The sequence below is a fragment of the Ramlibacter sp. genome (assembly GCF_035554825.1).
Classification (GTDB): Bacteria; Pseudomonadota; Gammaproteobacteria; order Burkholderiales; family Burkholderiaceae_C; genus Ramlibacter.
The window spans coordinates 1-17,532 of the sequence record NZ_DATMHS010000043.1 but is presented as its reverse complement, the minus strand read 5'-3'; the positions used below and the strand labels follow the sequence as shown (position 1 = coordinate 17,532).

The 17,532-nt window shown below is 69.6% G+C and carries 15 protein-coding genes; 6 read left to right on the top strand and 9 right to left on the bottom strand.

Translation table 11 applies throughout. The annotated features are described in order from the left end of the window. The first annotated feature begins 167 nt into the window (after positions 1–167). Positions 168–1,361 carry an aspartate aminotransferase family protein gene (locus tag VNT59_RS04550; protein WP_325497069.1) on the top strand — a complete coding sequence of 398 codons (1,194 nt, stop codon included), beginning with the start codon at positions 168–170 and terminating at the stop codon, positions 1,359–1,361. 2 nt (positions 1,362–1,363) lie between these two features. Continuing rightward, positions 1,364–2,311, top strand: coding sequence for an ornithine carbamoyltransferase (gene argF, locus VNT59_RS04545; RefSeq protein ID WP_414708337.1), 948 nt, complete (start codon positions 1,364–1,366; stop codon positions 2,309–2,311). Positions 2,312–2,353: 42 nt separating this feature from the next. On the opposite strand, the gene VNT59_RS04540 is transcribed toward argF, so the two are convergent. Then, positions 2,354–2,752 (bottom strand): hypothetical protein, encoded by a 399-nt coding sequence (locus tag VNT59_RS04540; RefSeq protein WP_325497065.1) that lies wholly within the window; start codon positions 2,750–2,752, stop codon positions 2,354–2,356. 122 nt (positions 2,753–2,874) lie between these two features. On the opposite strand from VNT59_RS04540, the gene kynB reads away from it, so the two are divergent. From kynB to kynA, 3 genes are read left to right on the top strand one after another with little or no spacing between them, the layout of a single operon-like run. After that, positions 2,875–3,531, top strand: coding sequence for an arylformamidase (gene kynB, locus VNT59_RS04535; protein WP_325497063.1), 657 nt, complete (start codon positions 2,875–2,877; stop codon positions 3,529–3,531). Continuing rightward, positions 3,528–4,823, top strand: coding sequence for a kynureninase (gene kynU / locus VNT59_RS04530; protein ID WP_325497061.1), 1,296 nt, complete (start codon positions 3,528–3,530; stop codon positions 4,821–4,823). The genes kynB and kynU overlap by 4 nt, the downstream gene beginning before the upstream one ends. Continuing rightward, positions 4,820–5,665, top strand: coding sequence for a tryptophan 2,3-dioxygenase (kynA, locus tag VNT59_RS04525; RefSeq protein ID WP_325497059.1), 846 nt, complete (start codon positions 4,820–4,822; stop codon positions 5,663–5,665). The genes kynU and kynA overlap by 4 nt, the downstream gene beginning before the upstream one ends. Before the next feature lie 18 nt (positions 5,666–5,683). Here kynA and VNT59_RS04520 read toward each other — a convergent pair whose 3' ends face one another. The 4 genes from VNT59_RS04520 to VNT59_RS04505 form a co-directional block, all read right to left on the bottom strand. After that, entirely contained in the window at positions 5,684–6,862 is a 1,179-nt protein-coding gene (locus VNT59_RS04520; protein WP_325497058.1) for an FAD-dependent monooxygenase, read from the bottom strand. A gap of 64 nt (positions 6,863–6,926) precedes the next feature. Further along, positions 6,927–9,812, bottom strand: a complete 2,886-nt coding sequence (locus tag VNT59_RS04515) for an aconitate hydratase (RefSeq protein ID WP_325497056.1) — start codon at positions 9,810–9,812, stop codon at positions 6,927–6,929. Between the two features lie 149 nt (positions 9,813–9,961). After that, entirely contained in the window at positions 9,962–11,035 is a 1,074-nt protein-coding gene (gene serC, locus VNT59_RS04510) for a 3-phosphoserine/phosphohydroxythreonine transaminase (protein WP_325497054.1), read from the bottom strand. 93 nt (positions 11,036–11,128) lie between these two features. Further along, complete coding sequence (locus VNT59_RS04505; RefSeq protein WP_325497052.1) at positions 11,129–11,533, bottom strand: hypothetical protein; 405 nt, start codon at positions 11,531–11,533, stop codon at positions 11,129–11,131. 107 nt (positions 11,534–11,640) lie between these two features. Here VNT59_RS04505 and VNT59_RS04500 point away from each other — a divergent pair, with 107 nt between their 5' ends. Continuing rightward, positions 11,641–12,465, top strand: a complete 825-nt coding sequence (locus VNT59_RS04500) for a helix-turn-helix transcriptional regulator (RefSeq protein ID WP_325497050.1) — start codon at positions 11,641–11,643, stop codon at positions 12,463–12,465. A 51-nt stretch (positions 12,466–12,516) separates the two neighbouring features. Here the strand turns inward: VNT59_RS04500 and acnB are convergent, their stop codons facing one another. From acnB to VNT59_RS04480, 4 genes are all read right to left on the bottom strand, one after another. Next, on the bottom strand, positions 12,517–15,102 hold the full coding sequence (acnB, locus tag VNT59_RS04495) for a bifunctional aconitate hydratase 2/2-methylisocitrate dehydratase (RefSeq protein ID WP_325497048.1): 2,586 nt from the start codon (positions 15,100–15,102) through the stop codon (positions 12,517–12,519). Positions 15,103–15,138: 36 nt separating this feature from the next. Continuing rightward, positions 15,139–15,756: a hypothetical protein gene (locus VNT59_RS04490; protein ID WP_325497046.1), complete on the bottom strand. Its 618-nt coding sequence runs from the start codon at positions 15,754–15,756 to the stop codon at positions 15,139–15,141. Positions 15,757–15,797: 41 nt separating this feature from the next. Next, positions 15,798–16,772 (bottom strand): CoA ester lyase, encoded by a 975-nt coding sequence (locus tag VNT59_RS04485; RefSeq protein ID WP_325497043.1) that lies wholly within the window; start codon positions 16,770–16,772, stop codon positions 15,798–15,800. Between the two features lie 3 nt (positions 16,773–16,775). Then, positions 16,776–17,532, bottom strand: a 757-nt coding sequence (locus tag VNT59_RS04480; RefSeq protein WP_325497041.1) for a malate dehydrogenase, incomplete at its 5' end; no start/stop codon positions are given.

The following is a 17,532-nucleotide window of genomic DNA, read 5'->3' as shown; positions in this document are numbered from 1 at the left end:
CCCCAGGAACCCGCCGTTTGAAACGGGTGCGCTGCCAGCAAAGCAAGAAGCCGTCGCCAGACGGCTTTTTTGTTGCCCGCCCGGCGGGCGGGGTCCGCGCCGTCTGTGCCTAAAATCACGCTTCAACGGCTCACTTCGTTGAGCCGCTTCTTTTTTGGAGATCCCAGATGGCATCGACAGCGCCCGCTTCGCCCCACGTCATGAACACCTACGGCCGGGTGCCGATTGCGTTGTCGCATGGCCGAGGCGTGCGCGTCTGGGACGTGAACGGCAAGGAATATCTCGACGCGCTGGCCGGCATCGCCGTCAACACGCTGGGCCACAACCATCCCAAGCTGGTGCCGGCGCTGCAGGACCAGATCAGCAAGCTGATCCATACGTCGAACTACTATCACGTGCCCGGCCAGGAGGCCCTGGCGGCCAAGCTGGTCGAAGTCTCGGGCATGACCAACGTGTTCTTCTGCAACAGCGGCCTCGAAGCGAACGAGGCGGCGCTGAAGCTGGCGCGCAAGTACGGCCACGACCGCGGCATCGAGCGGCCGGAGATCGTGGTGTACGAGAAGGCCTTCCACGGCCGCAGCATCGCCACCCTCTCCGCCACCGGCAATGCGAAGGTGCAGCAGGGCTTCGCGCCGCTGGTGGAAGGCTTCGTGCGGGTGCCGCTGAACGACATCGCCGCGCTGCGGCGGGCAACCGAAGGCAATCCGAACGTCGTGGCGGTGTTCTTCGAGACGATCCAGGGCGAAGGCGGCGTCAACCCGATGCGCATCGAGTACCTGCAGCAGGTGCGCAGGCTGTGCGACGAGCGCGAGTGGCTGATGATGATCGACGAGGTGCAGTGCGGCATGGGCCGCACCGGCAAGTGGTTTGCCCACCAGTGGGCCGGCATCCAGGCCGACGTGATGCCGCTGGCCAAGGGCCTGGGATCGGGCGTGCCGATCGGCGCGGTGGTGGCCGGCCCCCGGGCGGCCAACGTGTTCCAGCCGGGCAACCACGGCACCACGTTCGGCGGCAATCCGCTCGCCATGCGCGCCGGCGTCGAGACGATGCGCATCGTGGAAGAGGATGGCCTGCTGGAAAACGCCGCGCGGGTCGGCGCGCACCTGAAGGCGGCGCTCACGCGCGAGCTGGGCGGGCTGCCGGGGCTCAAGGAGATTCGCGGCCAGGGGCTGATGCTGGGCGTCGAACTGGCCAAGCCCTGCGGCGTGCTGGTGCAGCGCGCCGCCGAGAACGGCTTGCTGATCAGCGTCACGGCGGACAGCGTGATCCGTCTCGTCCCCGCCCTGATCCTCACGCCGGCCGAGGCCGACGAGATCGTCGCCCGGCTCGCGCCATTGGTGAAGGCTTTCCTCTCGGAATGACGATGGCCCTGCAGCATTACCTCCAGTTCAGCGACCTGAGGGCCGACGAATACGCGTGGCTGTTCGAGCGCGCCGCGATCATCAAGCGCAAGTTCAAGGCCTACGAGAAGTACCACCCGCTGGCCGACCGCACGCTGGCGATGATCTTCGAGAAAGCATCGACCCGCACCCGCGTGAGCTTCGAGGCGGGCATGTACCAGCTGGGCGGCAGCGTGGTGCACCTGACCACCGGCGACAGCCAGCTGGGCCGCGCGGAACCGATCGAGGACAGCGCCAAGGTGATCAGCCGCATGGTCGACCTGGTGATGATCCGCACCTATGGCCAGGACAAGATCGAGCGCTTCGCGGCGCATTCGCGGGTGCCGGTCATCAACGGGCTGACCAACGAGTTCCACCCGTGCCAGATCATGGCGGACCTGTTCACGTTCATGGAGCACCGCTGCGCCGCGCCCGACGGCCAGTTGGACATCGCCGCCTTGAAGGGCAAGGTCGTGGCCTGGGTCGGTGACGGCAACAACATGGCCAACACCTGGCTGCAGGCGGCCGAGCTGCTCGGCTTCACGGTGCATGTCAGCACGCCCAGCGGCTACGAAGTCGACCAGACGGTCGCCGGCCTGCGCAGCAACGAAAGCTACAAGGTCTTCCAGGACCCGATGCAGGCCTGCCGCGGCGCCGACCTCGTGACCACCGACGTCTGGACCAGCATGGGCTACGAGGCCGAGAACGAGGAGCGCAAGAAGGCCTTCGCCGACTGGCGCGTCGACCAGGAGATGATGCAGGTCGCCAAGCCCGACGCGCTCTTCATGCATTGCCTGCCCGCCCACCGCGGCGAGGAAGTCGAGGCCGAGGTGATCGACGGTCCCCAGTCCGTGGTCTGGGACGAGGCGGAGAACAGAATGCACGTGCAGAAGGCACTCATGGAGTACCTGCTGCTGGGCCGGATCGGCTGAAGGGCGAACGGCCGCCAGGCGTTCTGTTTCAGCGCAGGCGGATCAGACCGCCGTGCCGGCGCTGGGGAACCGCATCCCGCTGCGCGGCGCCAGCCGGCCCAGCTTGACCAGGCGGGCTTCGAGCGCGAAGGCGCTGCGGCCCAGCTCCTGCGCCAGCGGCTTGAGGTCCGCACCAGCGGCAAATGCCGCATCCAGCTTCGCATCGTCCTCCGGCGCCCACGGCTTGCCTTGATTGGGCGCAGCGGCCCGGCGCGAGGACGGCACCTTGGGCAGCGCGGCCGGCGGGCCATCCCTGTCTTCGAGCGCGCGCGCCGCCGTGAACAGCGCGCGGATGACGGTGGGGTCGCAATACGGGCTGTCGGCGTCCAGCAGAACGCCCGTGACCGGGTGGAAGCCTTGCGCCAGTGTGTCGAGCACGGCGCGCGCCTGCTGCAGTTCCATGATCGCTCCTTTGAGGTAACTGTATTTATGTACAGTTCATCGGGCAACGCGCAACGCCTGGGGGTGGTTGACAGCACCCTCCCCGTCCACGGGCCGGCGCCGGCCAAGGCACACTGCGCCCCATGCGCACGATCTGGGACATTTCGCCGCCTGTCGGCCCGCAAACCCCTGGCTTTCCAGGCGATACCCTGTACGAGCAGACGTGGTCGGCCACCATCGGTCCGGGCTGCCCGGTCAACGTCGGCCAGCTGCGGCTGTCGCCCCACCTCGGCGCCCATGCCGACGCGCCACTGCACTACGACCCCGCCGGGGCGCCGGTGGGCGCGTTGGCGCTCGATCCCTACCTCGGCCCCTGCCGCGTGATCCACGCCATCGGCCGGGGGCCGCTGGTGCGCTGGCGCGACCTCGAGCATGCCGCGGGCGAGCTGCCGCCGCGCGTGCTGGTGCGCACCTACGAGCGGATGCCGGTCGATCGCTGGGATCCGGAGCTCGCAGCGTTCGAGGCGGCGACCATCGAGCGGCTGGCGGCCCTCGGCGTGCGGCTGGTCGGCATCGACACCGCGAGCATCGATCCCGCCGCCAGCAAGGAGCTGCCCAGCCACCAGGCGATCCGGCGCCTGGACCTGCGCGTGCTGGAAAACCTCGTGCTCGACGAAGTGCCTGAGGGCGACTACGAACTGATCGCGCTGCCGCTCAAGCTGGTCGCGGCCGATGCATCGCCGGTTCGCGCGATCCTGCGCCAGCTTCCGGCGCGCGGGACCCGGGGCAACGAGGCATGACGCCCCTGGACGACTGCCTCGCCCTGGACGCGCAGGACCCGCTGCGCGGGCTGCGCGAGCTGTTCGCGCTGCCGGACGGGGTGATCTATCTCGACGGCAATTCGCTGGGGGTGCTGCCGCGCGCCACGGCGCAACGCGTGGCCCGCAGCATCGAACAGGAGTGGGGCGAAGGGCTGATCCGCTCCTGGAACAGCGCCGGCTGGTTCGACCTGCCGCGGCGCCTGGGCGACAAGATCGCGCTGCTCGTCGGGGCCGGCCCGGGCGAGGTGGTGGCCACCGACGGCACGTCGATCAATCTGTACAAGGTGCTGAGCGCCGCCCTGCACCACGCACGGCAGGAAACGCCGCAGCGGCGCGTGATCGTCAGCGAGCGCGACAACTTTCCGACCGACCTGTACATCGCCCAGGCGCTGTGCGCCGAGCGCGGCTTTTGCCTGCAGCTGGTCGACGGCGGGCAGGTCGAGGCGGCGCTGTCGCCCGAGGTCGCCGTGTTGCTGCTCACGCACGTGAACTACCGCACCGGCGCCATGCACGACATGGCCGCGGTGACGGCTGCGGCGCACCGGGCCGGGGCCCTGGCGATCTGGGACCTCGCGCACAGCGCCGGCGCCGTGCCGGTCGACCTGCACGCAGCCGGCGCGGACTTCGCCATCGGCTGCGGCTACAAGTACCTCAACGGGGGCCCGGGCGCGCCGGCCTTCGCCTGGGTGCACCCGCGCCATGCCGACCGCTTCGAGCAGCCGCTGGCCGGCTGGTGGGGCCACGCCGCGCCGTTCGAGTTCACGCCCGGCTACCGGCCCGCGCCCGGCATTGCGCGCTACCTGTGCGGCACCCAGCCGGTCCTGAGCATGGTGGCGCTGGAATGCGGCCTCGACACGGTGCTGGCCGCCCAGCCGCTGGGCGGCATGGCGGCGCTGCGCCGAAAGTCGCTGGCGCTCACCGACCTGTTCATCGCGCTGGTGGAGCAACGATGCGCCGGCCGCGGGCTGGAACTGGTCACGCCGCGCGAGCCGGCCCGGCGTGGCTCGCAGGTGTGCCTCACCCGCCGCGAGGGCGCTTATGCGATCGTGCAGGCGCTGATCGCCCGCGGCGTGATCGGCGACTTCCGCGCCGGCCCGGGCATGGCAGCCAGCGGCACGGCGGCCGGTCACGGCGACATCCTGCGGTTCGGCTTCACGCCGCTGTACACCGGCTTCCAGGACGTGTGGCACGCGGCGCGCCACCTGCACGAAGTGCTCGCCATGGACGAATGGCGGCGCCCCGAATTCAACCAGAGGCATGCCGTCACATGAACAAGCCCACGCCACAGGACATCGTGCACCAGGAGGGAGCGCAGCTCGATTTCAGCCGCTCCATGAGCTACGGCGACTACCTGCAGCTCGACACCATCTTGAACGCGCAGCGGCCGCTCTCGCCCGACCACAACGAGCTGCTGTTCATCGTCCAGCACCAGACCAGCGAGCTGTGGCTCAAGTTGATGCTGCACGAACTGCGCGCGGCCATCGCGGCGATCGCCGGCGACGAGCTGGGCGGCGCGTTCAAGATGCTGGCCCGCGTGAGCCGGATCATGGAGCAACTGGTGCACGCCTGGGACGTGCTGGCCACGATGACGCCGCCCGAATACAGCGCGATCCGGCCCTACCTGGGCAGCTCCAGCGGCTTCCAGAGCGCGCAGTACCGCTGCCTGGAATTTCTTCTGGGCAACAAGAATGCCGCCATGCTGCAGCCCCACTCGCACCACCCGCAGCGGCTGGCGGCGGTGCGGGCGGCGTTCGAAGCGCCCTCGCTCTATGACGAGTCGCTGCGGCTGCTGGCCCGGCGCGGGCTGCCGCTGCCGGCCGATCACCTGGAGCGCGACTGGACGCAGCCGTATGTCGAAAGCACGGAAGTCGAGCAGGCGTGGCTCACGGTCTACCGCGATCCGAAGCACCATTGGGACCTGTACCAGCTCGGCGAGGAGCTCACGGACCTGGAGGACGCGTTTCGCCTGTGGCGCTTCCGCCATGTGACGACGGTGGAACGCATCATCGGCTTCAAGCGCGGCACCGGCGGCACCGGCGGCGTGAGCTACCTGCGCAAGATGCTCGACGTCGTGCTGTTCCCGGAGATCTGGCGCCTGCGCACCGACCTGTAGCGGCCGTCGCCGGCGCAGCTACCGGCCGTACAGCCAGGGCTGGTCGAGCAGGCGCTCGCCGAGCAGGCGCAGCGACAGGTCGCGACCCCAGCGCACCAGGCCGGTGGCGTGGAAGATGCGGCCGTTGCGCTCGGCCCGCGCCTGCACCCGGGCGCAACGCTGCCACCGGTTCTCGGCGTAGGTGCGCAGCGCGGCCGGCACCTGCTCCGGCTGGTCCTTCACGCCCGCCAGCAGCCGGCCCAGTTCAGCGGCATCCTCGATGGCCATCCCCGCGCCTTGCGCCAGATAGGGCCGCATCGGATGCGCCGCGTCTCCCAGCAGCGCGATGCGGCCGCTGGCCATCTGCGAAGCGCTGCGCAGCGGCGGCCGATCCTGCAGCGCCCACAGGCGCCAGCCCGGCATCGCTGCCACCAGCTGCTGCAGCGGGCGGCACAGCGGCCCCATCGCGGCCATGAGGTCGGCCACCGCGCCGGCCTGATCCCATTCCTGCACCGGGCCCGCGGATCTGCCCTGCACGATCGCCACCACGTTGAGGAACTCGCCGGCGCGCACCGGGTAGGCCACCACGTGCATTCGCGGGCCGAGCCACACCGTCACGTCCTGGCTGCGCACCGCTGCCGGCAGGTCGCGCTGCAGGGCGACCGTGCGGTAGGCCAGGTGGCCGGTGATGCGCGGCGGGCCGTCATCGCAGACCTGCCGCCGCACTTCGCTCCACAGGCCGTCCGCGCCGACCAGCACGGCGCCCTCTTCCTCCCGCGATTCGCCGACGCCGATGCGAACGCGCCCGGTGCCCGGCTGCACGGCGGCCACGCGCGACGCCAGCCGCAACTGCACCCCCGCGCGCTGGGCGCCCTGCGCCAGCACCGACTGCAGGTCGGCGCGGTGCACCGTCAGGTACGGGGCGCCGTAGCGGCGCGCGAAGGCCGCGCCCAGCGCCAGCGTGCCGACCTCGGCGCCGCCGACGCCATCGCGCACATGGAGCTGCTGCGGCTGCGCGGCCACGTCGAGCAGGGGCGCCTGGAGCCCCCAGCCGATCAGGATGCGGGTCGCGTTGGGCCCCAGCTGGATGCCCGCACCGACCTCGCGCAAGGCCTCCGTGCGCTCGTACAGGCGCGCGTCCCAGCCGGCGCGCACGCTCGCCAGGCCCGCCGCGAGCCCACCCAGGCCGCCACCGGCCACCAGCACCTGATTCGTCATTGCAGCTCCATTGGCGGCGCCTGCGCCACGCGCGTGGCGTGCGCCGCCCGCAGCCGCGGCGATCTCAGGCGGCCAGCAATTGTCTCAGCACGAAGGGCAGGATGCCGCCGTGCCGGTAGTAGTCGGCCTCGATCGGCGTGTCGATGCGCAAGGTCAGCGTCAACTCCTGGCGGCTGCCGTCCGGCTTCGTGACGACGAGCGTAGCATCGCTTTGCGGCCGCAGGCGCGGGTCGGGGATGACGTCGATCAACTCCTCGCCGTTCAGCCGCAGCGACTGCCAGGTGTCGCTGCCCTGGAACTGCAACGGCAGCACGCCCATGCCGACCAGGTTGCTGCGGTGGATGCGCTCGAAGCTGCGGGCGATCACGGCGCGGATCCCGAGCAGCTGCGTGCCCTTGGCCGCCCAGTCGCGCGACGACCCGGTGCCGTACTCCTCGCCGGCGAAGATCACCGTGGGCCGGCCCTCGGCGATGTACTTCATCGCGGCGTCGTAGATGAACATCTTCTGCGCCTCGCCCTGCGCGTCGCGGTAGACGGTCAGGCCGCCCTCCTCGCGCGAGCCGTCGGGCCCGGCCTGGATCATCAGGTTCTTGATGCGCACGTTGGCGAAGGTGCCGCGCATCATGACCTCGTGGTTGCCGCGGCGCGAGCCGTAGCTGTTGAAGTCCATCTTGCTGACGCCATGGGCCAGCAGGTACTGGCCGGCCGGCGAGCTCTCCTTGATCGAGCCGGCGGGCGAGATGTGGTCGGTCGTGATCGAGTCGCCGAACAGCGCCATGATGCGCGCGCCGCGCACCGCGATCGCCGGCGAGCGTCCGCCATCGCCGTCGCCGGCGGTGGGCGGCGCCAGCACGAAGTCCTTGAAGAACGGCGGCTCGGCGATGTAGGTGCTGGGCGGCCAGGCGTAGCTCTCGCCGCCCGCGCTGCGGATGCCCTGCCAGAGCTCGCCCGGATCGCTCTTGACCTTCGCATAGTTCTCGCGGAAGGCCCTGCCGTCCATCGCGTACTTCATCAGCTTGTGGACCTCGTCGCTGGTCGGCCAGATGTCGCCCAGGTACACGTCCTTGCCGCCGTGGCCCTGCCCGACCGGCTCGGTCATCAGGTCCTTGAGCACGCTGCCGGCGATCGCGTATGCGACCACGAGCGGCGGACTGGCCAGAAAGTTGGCCTTGATGTTCGGGTGGATGCGCGCCTCGAAGTTGCGGTTGCCCGAGAGCACCGCCGCGCAGATCAGGTCGCTCTTGGTGATCGCCTCGTTCAGCTCGGTGGCGAGGTCGCCCGAGTTCCCGATGCAGGTGGTGCAGCCGTAGCCGACCACCGAGAACCCGAGCTGCTGCAGGTACGGCAGCAGGCCGGTCTTCTCGAAGTACTGGGTGACGATGCGCGAGCCCGGGGCCAGCGAGGTCTTGATGTGCGGTTTCACGCGCAGGCCGGCTTTCACGGCCTTCTTCGCGAGCAGGCCGGCCGCCAGCAGCACGCCCGGGTTCGAGGTGTTGGTGCAGCTCGTGATGGCGGCGATCAGCACGTCGCCGTGGCCGATCGTCACGTCCTCCACCTTGATCTCGGGCGGCGGCGCTTCGGACTGCGCGGAGGCGAGCGTCGGCTTGTTGGCCTCCATCTCCATCTCGAAGCGCTCGGCGGCGGGCGGCGTGGGCGGCGGCTGCGGCACCTTGCGGGCCGGCTCCTCGCCGGCCAGGCGCACCAGCTGGCGCGTCTGCAGCAGCTCCGGCGCCTGGTTGAATCCGTTCTCGCCGACCGGCTTGCTGAACAGCTCGGTGAAGGTGCCGGCGACGCGGCCGAGTTCGATGCGGTCCTGCGGCCGCTTCGGGCCGGCCAGGCTGGGTGTCACGTCGCCGAGGTCCAGCCGCACCACCTGCGAATAGTCGATCTCGCCGGCGCGCGGCACGCCGAACAGCCCCTGCGCCCGCATGTACGCCTCCAGCGCCTCGATCTGCTCGCGCGTGCGGCCGGTGCCGTCGTAGTAGTCGATCGTCTTTTCGTCGATCGGGAAGAAGCCCATGGTGGCGCCGTACTCCGGGGCCATGTTGCCGATGGTCGCCCGGTCGGGCACGGCGAGCGTGCGCGTGCCTTCGCCGAAGAACTCGACGAACTTGCCGACCACCTTGTGCCGGCGCAGGATCTCGGTGACCGTGAGCACGAGGTCGGTCGCGGTGCAGCCTTCGCGCAGGCGACCGGTCAACTCGAAACCCACCACGTCGGGCGTGAGGATGTACAGCGGCTGGCCGAGCATCGCCGCCTCCGCCTCGATGCCGCCGACGCCCCAGCCGACGACCCCGATGCCGTTGATCATCGTCGTGTGGCTGTCGGTGCCGACCAGGGTGTCCGGGTAGTACACCCCGTCGGCGGTGCAATGCAATCCGCGCGCCAGGTATTCGAGGTTGACCTGGTGCACGATGCCGAAGCCCGGCGGCACGACGCCGAAGGTCTTGAACGCCTGCATGCCCCACTTCATGAATTCGTAGCGCTCCCGATTGCGCTGGAATTCGAGCTTCATGTTCAGGTCCAGCGACTCCTTGCTGCCGTAGTGGTCGACCATGATCGAGTGGTCGACGACCAGGTCGACCGGCACCAGCGGCTCGACGCTGCCGGCCGGCTTGCCCAGGCGCGCCGCCACGCTGCGCATCGCGGCCAGGTCGGCCAGCAGCGGCACACCGGTGAAGTCCTGCAGGATCACGCGGGCGACGACGAACGGGATCTCGTCGCTGCGGTCGGCGTTGGGGAACCAGTTGGCGACCTGTCGCACGTGCTCGGGGGTCACCTTCACGCCGTCGCAATGGCGCAGCACGGACTCCAGCACGATGCGCATCGAGACCGGCAACCGGCCGATCTTGGGATACTGCTTCGCCAGTTCGGGCAGCGCGAAGAACTTTCCGGTGCGACCCGACCGCGTCTTGAAGGTCTTGAGGGTGTTGGCGAACGCATGCGGCATCAGAGACTCTCCCACGGTGTTCGCCTGATTTTGCCGTGGGAAGCCGGCGCTGGCGCATCGCTGCAACAGTTTGCCCGCCGCCCGGGCCGGACCATCATCCGCGGCCGCGCCAGCCCGTGCGCCGCGGCTGTTGAGCTGGCCGGAACGCGTCAGCCGTGGCGCGCCTCGAATTCCTGCATGTAGGCCACCAGCGCCTGCACGCCTTCGAGCGGCATCGCGTTGTAGATCGAGGCGCGCATGCCGCCGACCGAGCGATGGCCCTTGAGCTGGACCATGCCGCGCTGCTGCGCGCCCTCCAGGAAGGATGCGTCGAGCGCTTCGTCGCGCAGCCGGAACGGCACGTTCATCAGCGAGCGGTCCTCGCGGGCCACGGTGTTGCGGTAGAAGCTGCTGCGGTCCAGGTAGTCGTAGAGCAGCGCCGCCTTGCGCGCGTTGTGCTGCTCGATGGCGGCCAGGCCGCCCTGCGCCTTGAGCCACTTGAACACCAGGCCCGCGATGTAGATCGCGTAGGTCGGCGGGGTGTTGAACATCGAATCGTTCTCGGCCTGGATCTGGTAGTTGAAGGCCGAGGGCGTGGTCGCCAGCGCGTGGCCCAGCAGGTCGTCGCGCACGATCACCACGGTGAGGCCGGACGGGCCCATGTTCTTCTGCGCGCCGCCGTAGATCAGCCCGTAGCGGCTGACGTCGATGCGGCGCGAGAGGATGTTCGACGACATGTCGGCCACCAGGGGCACCGCCCCGGTGTCGGGCGTCCAGTGGAACTCGACGCCGCCGATCGTCTCGTTGGAGCAGATGTGCACGTACGAGGACCTGGGGTCCAGCGTCCAGGCGCTTTGCGGCGGAATCTCGCTGCCGTCGCCGGTGGCGGCGACGAGCACCTTGCCGTAGCGCTGGGCCTCCTTCATCGACTTGCGCGACCAGTCGCCGGTGACGACGTAGTCGGCCTGGCCGGTGCGCCCGATCAGGTTCATCGGCACGATCGCGTTCTCGCCGATCGCGCCGCCCTGCATGAAGAGCACCTTGTAGTTGGCCGGAATCCCGAGCAGCTCGCGCAGCAGGGCCTGCGCCTCCGCGTGGATCGACATGAACTCCTTGCCGCGGTGGCTCATCTCCATGACCGACATCCCGCTGCCCTGCCAGTCCAGCATCTCCTGCGCGGCCTGTCGCAGCACCGGTTCGGGCAAGGCGGCGGGGCCGGAACTGAAATTGAAGACGCGGGTCATGGGCAGATCTCTTTTCGGGCAGGCAAAGAACAGGGGCCGCGGCATTCCGCGGCCCACGGCGAAAGCATACAAGAAAGGCAAGGGCCGCCGCGCTCACGCGGGCCGGGCGCGCCCGTGGCGCCGCAGCCCGCCCCACTGCAGGTCGGCCAGCGTGGCAACGGTCACCGCCTGGGCCAGCACCCAGGCGATGCCGAGGGCGGTGGGCGCGAGCAGGCCGCTGGCGAGCAAGGCGACGCAGGCGGCCGCCCAGCCGACGTTGCCGGCGACGAACACCCACACCAGCGGCGTCGGCACCGGGTCACGGGTGGCCACCACGGCCACCACCGCCGCGTAGCCGAGCAGGAACCAGCCGGTGCCCGCCAGCAGCGGCCCGGGCAGCCCGAGCAGCAGCGCCAGCGGCTGCGTCGCGGCCACCTGCGCGGCACCCGTGGCCAGGCACGAGGCGGCATCGGCCAGCAGCACCTTGCGCAGGAATCCGGGAGAGGCAAAGATCGACATCACAAGCTCCTTTTCGTTGGGGAGCGGCCATGATCGGCGGGTACCGGGGGCCGGTCGATGACGCGGGAGGTAATGGCGTGACCGCTGCGGCGCACGAGAATGCAGCCATGAACACGGTCCCTGCCTTCGCGGCCGCGGGCGTTCCGCGCCCGTTCGGCGATCACCTGCGGCACTGGCGCCAGCACCGGCGCCTGAGCCAGATGGACCTCGCCACGCTGGCGGACATCTCGACGCGCCATCTGAGCTTCATCGAGACCGGCCGCTCGCTGCCGAGCCGGGAGATGGTGCTGCGGCTGGCGTCGCGCCTGGACGTGCCGCTGCGCGAACGCAATGCACTGCTGGTGGCGGCCGGCTATGCGCCGATGTACCGCGAACGGCCGCTGGACCACCCCGACCTGGCCGACGCGCGGCGCGCGGTCGACACCATCCTGGCCAGCCACGAGCCATACCCGGCGCTCGCGATCGACCGCCACTGGAACCTGGTCGCCGCGAACCGGATGGTGCCGCACCTGCTGGCCGGCGCCGACCCGGCGCTCCTGAGCGGGCCCGTCAACGTGCTGCGCCTGAGCCTGCATCCGAAAGGGCTGGCGCCGGCGATCGTGAACCTGGGCCAGTGGCGCGCGCACCTGTTCGAGCGGCTCGCGCAGCAGATCCATGCGACGGCCGACGACGAACTGGTGGCGCTGCGCGACGAGCTGCGCGGCTATCCCGCGCCCGAGGGCGCGCAGGACGTGCACCTCGCGGGCGAGCACCTGGGGGTCGCGATGCCGCTGCGCTTTCGCACGCCGGCCGGCGAGCTGAGCTTCATCAGCACGACCACGATCTTCGGCACCGCGGTGGACGTGACCTTGCAGGAGCTCGCGCTGGAGACCTTCTTTCCCGCCGACGCGCAGACCGGGGCGGCGCTGCGGCAGTTGGGCGAGGCCGCCTGAACGCCAATGAAAAAGCGGCCCGCAGGCCGCCTTCTCATGGCCGCGGCCAGCTCACGCCGGCACCGTGTCCGCCGCCTTCTTGAAGTCTTCGATCTGGTCGAAGTTGAGGTACTGGTACACCTTGCCGCTGGCGGCCGTCAGCACGCCCATGTCGGCCATGTACTCCTCGCGGGTCGGGATGCGGCCCAGCTTGGAGCAGATCGAGCCCAGTTCCGCGCTGCCCAGGTAGACGTTCGTGTTCTTGCCCAGCCGGTTCGGGAAGTTGCGGGTTGACGTGGAGAACACCGTCGCGCCTTCGCGCACCTGCGCCTGGTTGCCCATGCACAGCGAGCAGCCCGGCATCTCCATGCGCGCGCCGGCCGAACCGAGCACGCCGTAATGGCCTTCCTCGGTCAGCTGCTGCGCGTCCATCTTGGTCGGCGGCGCGACCCACAGGCGCACCGGGATGTCGCGCTTGCCTTCCAGCAGCTTCGACGCGGCGCGGAAGTGGCCGATGTTGGTCATGCAGGAACCGATGAACACCTCGTCGATCTTGGTGCCGGCCACGTCCGACAGCGTCTTCACGTCGTCCGGGTCGTTCGGGCAGGCCAGGATCGGCTCGGTGATCTCGGCCAGGTCGATCTCGATCACGGCCGCGTACTCGGCGTCGGCATCGCGTTCCAGCAGCTGCGGATCCTTCAGCCAGGCTTCCTGCGCGGCAATCCGGCGGCCGAGCGTGCGCGCGTCCGCGTAGCCGTTGGCGATCATCCAGCGCATCAGCGTGATGTTGCTGTTGATGTACTCGATCACCGGCTCCTTGTTCAGGTGCACCGTGCAGGCGGCCGCCGAGCGTTCGGCCGAGGCGTCGGACAGCTCGAACGCCTGCTCCACCTTCAGGTCCGGCAGTCCTTCGATCTCGAGGATGCGACCCGAGAAGATGTTCTTCTTGCCCTTCTTCTCCACCGTCAGCAGGCCCTGCTTGATCGCGTACAGCGGGATCGCGCTGACCAGGTCGCGCAGCGTGACGCCGGGCTGCATCTGGCCCTTGAACTTCACCAGCACCGACTCGGGCATGTCGAGCGGCATGACGCCGGTCGCGGCCGCGAAGGCCACCAGGCCGGAACCCGCCGGGAAGCTGATGCCGATCGGGAAGCGGGTGTGGCTGTCGCCGCCGGTGCCGACGGTGTCCGGCAGCAGCAGGCGGTTGAGCCAGGAGTGGATCACCCCGTCGCCCGGGCGCAGCGACACGCCGCCGCGGGTGGAAATGAATTCCGGCAGCTCGTGGTGCATCTTGACGTCCACCGGCTTGGGATAGGCAGCGGTGTGGCAGAACGACTGCATCACCAGGTCGGCCGAGAAGCCCAGGCAGGCCAGGTCCTTCAGCTCGTCACGGGTCATCGGGCCGGTGGTGTCCTGCGACCCCACCGAGGTCATCTTCGGCTCGCAGTAGGTGCCGGGGCGGATGCCCTGGCCTTCCGGCAGCCCGCAGGCGCGACCGACCATCTTCTGCGCCAGCGTGAACCCCTTGCCGGTGTCCTTGGGCGCCTGCGGCAGGCGGAACAGCGTGGAAGGCGGCAGGCCCAGCGCCTCGCGCGCCTTGGCCGTGAGGCCGCGGCCGACGATCAGCGGAATGCGGCCGCCGGCGCGCACCTCGTCGAACAGCACGTCGCTCTTGACCTTGAAGGTGGCGATCACCTCGCCGTTCTTGCGGGCCACGCCCTCGTACGGCAGCAGCTCGATGACGTCGCCCATCTCCATCTTGCTGACATCGAGCTCGATCGGCAGGGCGCCGGCGTCTTCCATCGTGTTGTAGAAGATCGGGGCGATCTTGCTGCCCAGGCAGACGCCGCCGAAGCGCTTGTTCGGCACGAACGGGATGTCGTCGCCGGTCCACCACAGCACGCTGTTGGTGGCCGACTTGCGCGAGGAGCCGGTGCCGACGACGTCGCCGACGTAGGCGACCGGGTGGCCCTTGGCCTTCAGTTCCTCGATGAACTTCACCGGGCCGCGCTTGCCGTCTTCCTCGGGCGTGACGCCCGGGCGCGCGTTCTTCAGCATGGCCAGCGCATGCTGCGGGATGTCGGGACGGCTCCACGCGTCGGGGGCCGGCGACAGGTCGTCGGTGTTGGTTTCGCCGGTGACCTTGAACACCGTCACCTTGAGGCATTGCGGCACTTCGGGGCGGCTGGTGAACCACTCGCCGTCGGCCCAGCTTTGCAGCACCGCTTTCGCGTTGGCGTTGCCCTTGTCGGCCTTTTCCTTGACGTCGTGGAACTGGTCGAACATCAGCAGCGTCTTCTTCAGGCCGTCCGCCGCCACGCCGCCGACCTCGGGGTCGTCCAGCAGCTCGATCAGCGGGCCGATGTTGTAGCCGCCCAGCATCGTGCCGAGCAGCTCGGTGGCCTTCTCGCGGCTGATGATCATGCACTTCTCGGTGCCATGCGCGACGGCCGCGAGATAGCTCGCCTTCACCTTGGCGGCGTCGTCCACGCCGGCCGGCACCCGATGGGTGATCAGGTTCAGCAGGAAGTCGGCTTCGGCGGCCGACGGGTTCTTCAGCAGCTCGATCAGGTCGGCGGTCTGCTTGGCCGACAGCGGCAGCGGCGGAATCCCCAGCGCGGCGCGTTCGGCGACGTGGTCAACGTAGGCTTTCAACATGGTCTTCTCTCTTGGTCTCGATGCAACGGGATCGGGTCACTTCGCCGCGTCGCCGGCGGCGGCGGGCGCTGGCGCGGCGGGCTCGGCGGCCGCCGGCTTGGGCGCCGGCAGCGGCTCGAGCAGGCTCGGCAGCGGGTTCTTCTTCAGGGTCTCGGCCATGGCGGCCTGCGCCGGCGCCATGCAGTCGTCGGCGAGACGGCGGCCCATCTTCTGGCTCATCAGCATCGACTTGTTGCCAAGCTGCAGCCACATGGCGCCGGCGCGCGGGTCTTCCAGGCGGATGGCGCCGGTGCGGCTTTCGACCGGCTGCATGCGAAAGCGCTGGATGCCGGTGCGCACGATGAAAAAGCCTTCGCGCTTGTGCGGCGTGATGTGCACGGTGGCGCCGAGCTCGCACGGAATGTCGCCGGTGTAGACCTTCTTGGCGGTCTCCAGCTCGCCGGCGGTGAGGTTCACGTTCGGATCGTCGTCGACCGGCGTGGCTTCCTCGATCGCCTTGACGCTGTTGGCCTTGCCGTTCTTCTTTCCCGGCTGCTTGGCAGCCGGCTTGGCCGTGGGGGTCGCGGCCTTGCCGTTCGCGGCAGGGGTGGCCGCGAGCGCGGGTCCGGCAACGATCAACAGCGCGCAGGGGATGGCGGCGATCAGGGTCTTCATACTGCGTGTCTCCATGAATGTTCTGGTACTGCAAGAGGCGGTCAGAACCACCCCTGGACTTCGGCGGGCAAGGGCTGCCCGGTCTGGTGGGCTCGTTCGAGCACCTGCCAGTAATAGCGGTAGCTCGCGCGATCCTCGAGTTTGCCGGCAAAACTGATCGGCGCCCACTGGGCGTCGCGGGCGGCGCAGATCACGGCGGCGGCGGTTTCCACCTCGTGGGCGCTCGGCGCGAACGCGGCGAGGATCGGACGGATCTGGTCCGGGTGGATGCTCCACATCCGCGTGTAGCCGAACTCGCGGGCGGCGCGGCGGGCGGCCTCGCCGAACGCGCGGACGTCCCTGAATTCGGTCACGACGCTGTGCGAGGGCACCTTGCCGTGCGCATGGCAGGCAGAGGCGACTTCCAGCTTCGCCCGCACCACCAGCGGATGGCTGAACTGGCCGGCGATGCCCATGCCTTCGGACGGGATCGCGCCGCCGTGGGCCGAGACGAAGTCCATCAGCCCGAAACTGAGGGACTGCAGCTGCGGATGCGCCGCGATGTCGAAGGCGCGATGCACCGCGGCCGGCGACTCGATCAGCCCGTGCAACGGCAGGTCAGGGGCACCGGCAGCGCGCAGGGCGCGGCTCGCGCGCTCGATGTCCGCGGGCGATTCGACCTTGGGGATCATGACGTGGGCCAGCCGCCCGCCGGCCCGGCCGGCGATGGTGGCCACGTCCTGCTCGAAGGCCGGATGGTCGACCGGGTGCACCCGCACCGCGACCCGGTTGCCCGCCGCCGCGCCCAGCGCGAGGGCGACGACCAGCTCCGCGTGCTCGGCTTCACCGCCGACCGGCGCGCCGTCCTCGCAATCGAGCGTGACGTCGAAGACGCAGGTGCCGAACTCCTGCGTCAGCTCGGCCTGCAGCTGCAGGCTCTTGCGCATCCGCGCCTCGACCCCGCTGTAGTGGTCGCACACCGGCAGGAAGCCGGTGCTCGCCTGCGCGCCGAGGAGGAACTGCCGCGGATGCTGCACTGCTTACAGCAGATGGGCGACGCCGGCCTGCTCTTCCTGCAGTTCCTTCAGCGTCTTGTTGATGCGCTCCTGGCTGAACGCATCGATCTCCAGGCCCTTGACGATCTCGTACTTGCCGTTGGCCGTCGTGACCGGGAAGCCGAACATGATGTCCTTGGGAATGCCGTAGTCGCCGTTGGACGGCACGCCCATGGTCACCCACTTGCCGTTGCTGCCCAGCGCCCAGTCGCGCATGTGATCGATGGCGGCGTTGGCGGCCGAGGCTGCCGACGAGAGGCCGCGCGCCTCGATGATCGCGGCACCGCGCTTGCCGACGGTGGGCAGGAACACGTTGGCGTTCCATTCCTGGTCGTTGATCATGTCCTTGATCGCCTTGCCGTTCGCGGTGGCGAAACGGTAGTCGGCGTACATGCTCGGCGAGTGGTTGCCCCACACCGTCAGCTTCTCGATGTCGCCGACGGCAACGCCCGTCTTGGCGGCGATCTGCGAGGCGGCGCGGTTGTGGTCCAGGCGCAGCATGGCGGTGAAGTTCCTGCGCGGCAGGTCCGGCGCGCTCTTCATCGCGATGTAGGCGTTGGTGTTGGCCGGGTTGCCGACCACCAGCACCTTGACGTTGCGGCTGGCGACCTTGTCCAGGGCCTTGCCCTGGGCGGTGAAGATCTGGGCGTTGGCGGCCAGCAGGTCGGCGCGCTCCATGCCGGGGCCGCGCGGGCGGGCGCCGACCAGCAGGGCGTAGTCGGTGTCCTTGAACGCGGTCATC

Coding starts and splice junctions, on each gene's coding strand:
- VNT59_RS04550 (WP_325497069.1), top strand. CDS start 168: ATGGCATCGACAGCGCCCGCTTCGCCCCACGTCATGAACACCTACGGC.
- argF (WP_414708337.1), top strand. CDS start 1,364: ATGGCCCTGCAGCATTACCTCCAGTTCAGCGACCTGAGGGCCGACGAA.
- VNT59_RS04540 (WP_325497065.1), bottom strand. CDS start 2,752: ATGGAACTGCAGCAGGCGCGCGCCGTGCTCGACACACTGGCGCAAGGC.
- kynB (WP_325497063.1), top strand. CDS start 2,875: ATGCGCACGATCTGGGACATTTCGCCGCCTGTCGGCCCGCAAACCCCT.
- kynU (WP_325497061.1), top strand. CDS start 3,528: ATGACGCCCCTGGACGACTGCCTCGCCCTGGACGCGCAGGACCCGCTG.
- kynA (WP_325497059.1), top strand. CDS start 4,820: ATGAACAAGCCCACGCCACAGGACATCGTGCACCAGGAGGGAGCGCAG.
- VNT59_RS04520 (WP_325497058.1), bottom strand. CDS start 6,862: ATGACGAATCAGGTGCTGGTGGCCGGTGGCGGCCTGGGTGGGCTCGCG.
- VNT59_RS04515 (WP_325497056.1), bottom strand. CDS start 9,812: ATGCCGCATGCGTTCGCCAACACCCTCAAGACCTTCAAGACGCGGTCG.
- serC (WP_325497054.1), bottom strand. CDS start 11,035: ATGACCCGCGTCTTCAATTTCAGTTCCGGCCCCGCCGCCTTGCCCGAA.
- VNT59_RS04505 (WP_325497052.1), bottom strand. CDS start 11,533: ATGTCGATCTTTGCCTCTCCCGGATTCCTGCGCAAGGTGCTGCTGGCC.
- VNT59_RS04500 (WP_325497050.1), top strand. CDS start 11,641: ATGAACACGGTCCCTGCCTTCGCGGCCGCGGGCGTTCCGCGCCCGTTC.
- acnB (WP_325497048.1), bottom strand. CDS start 15,102: ATGTTGAAAGCCTACGTTGACCACGTCGCCGAACGCGCCGCGCTGGGG.
- VNT59_RS04490 (WP_325497046.1), bottom strand. CDS start 15,756: ATGAAGACCCTGATCGCCGCCATCCCCTGCGCGCTGTTGATCGTTGCC.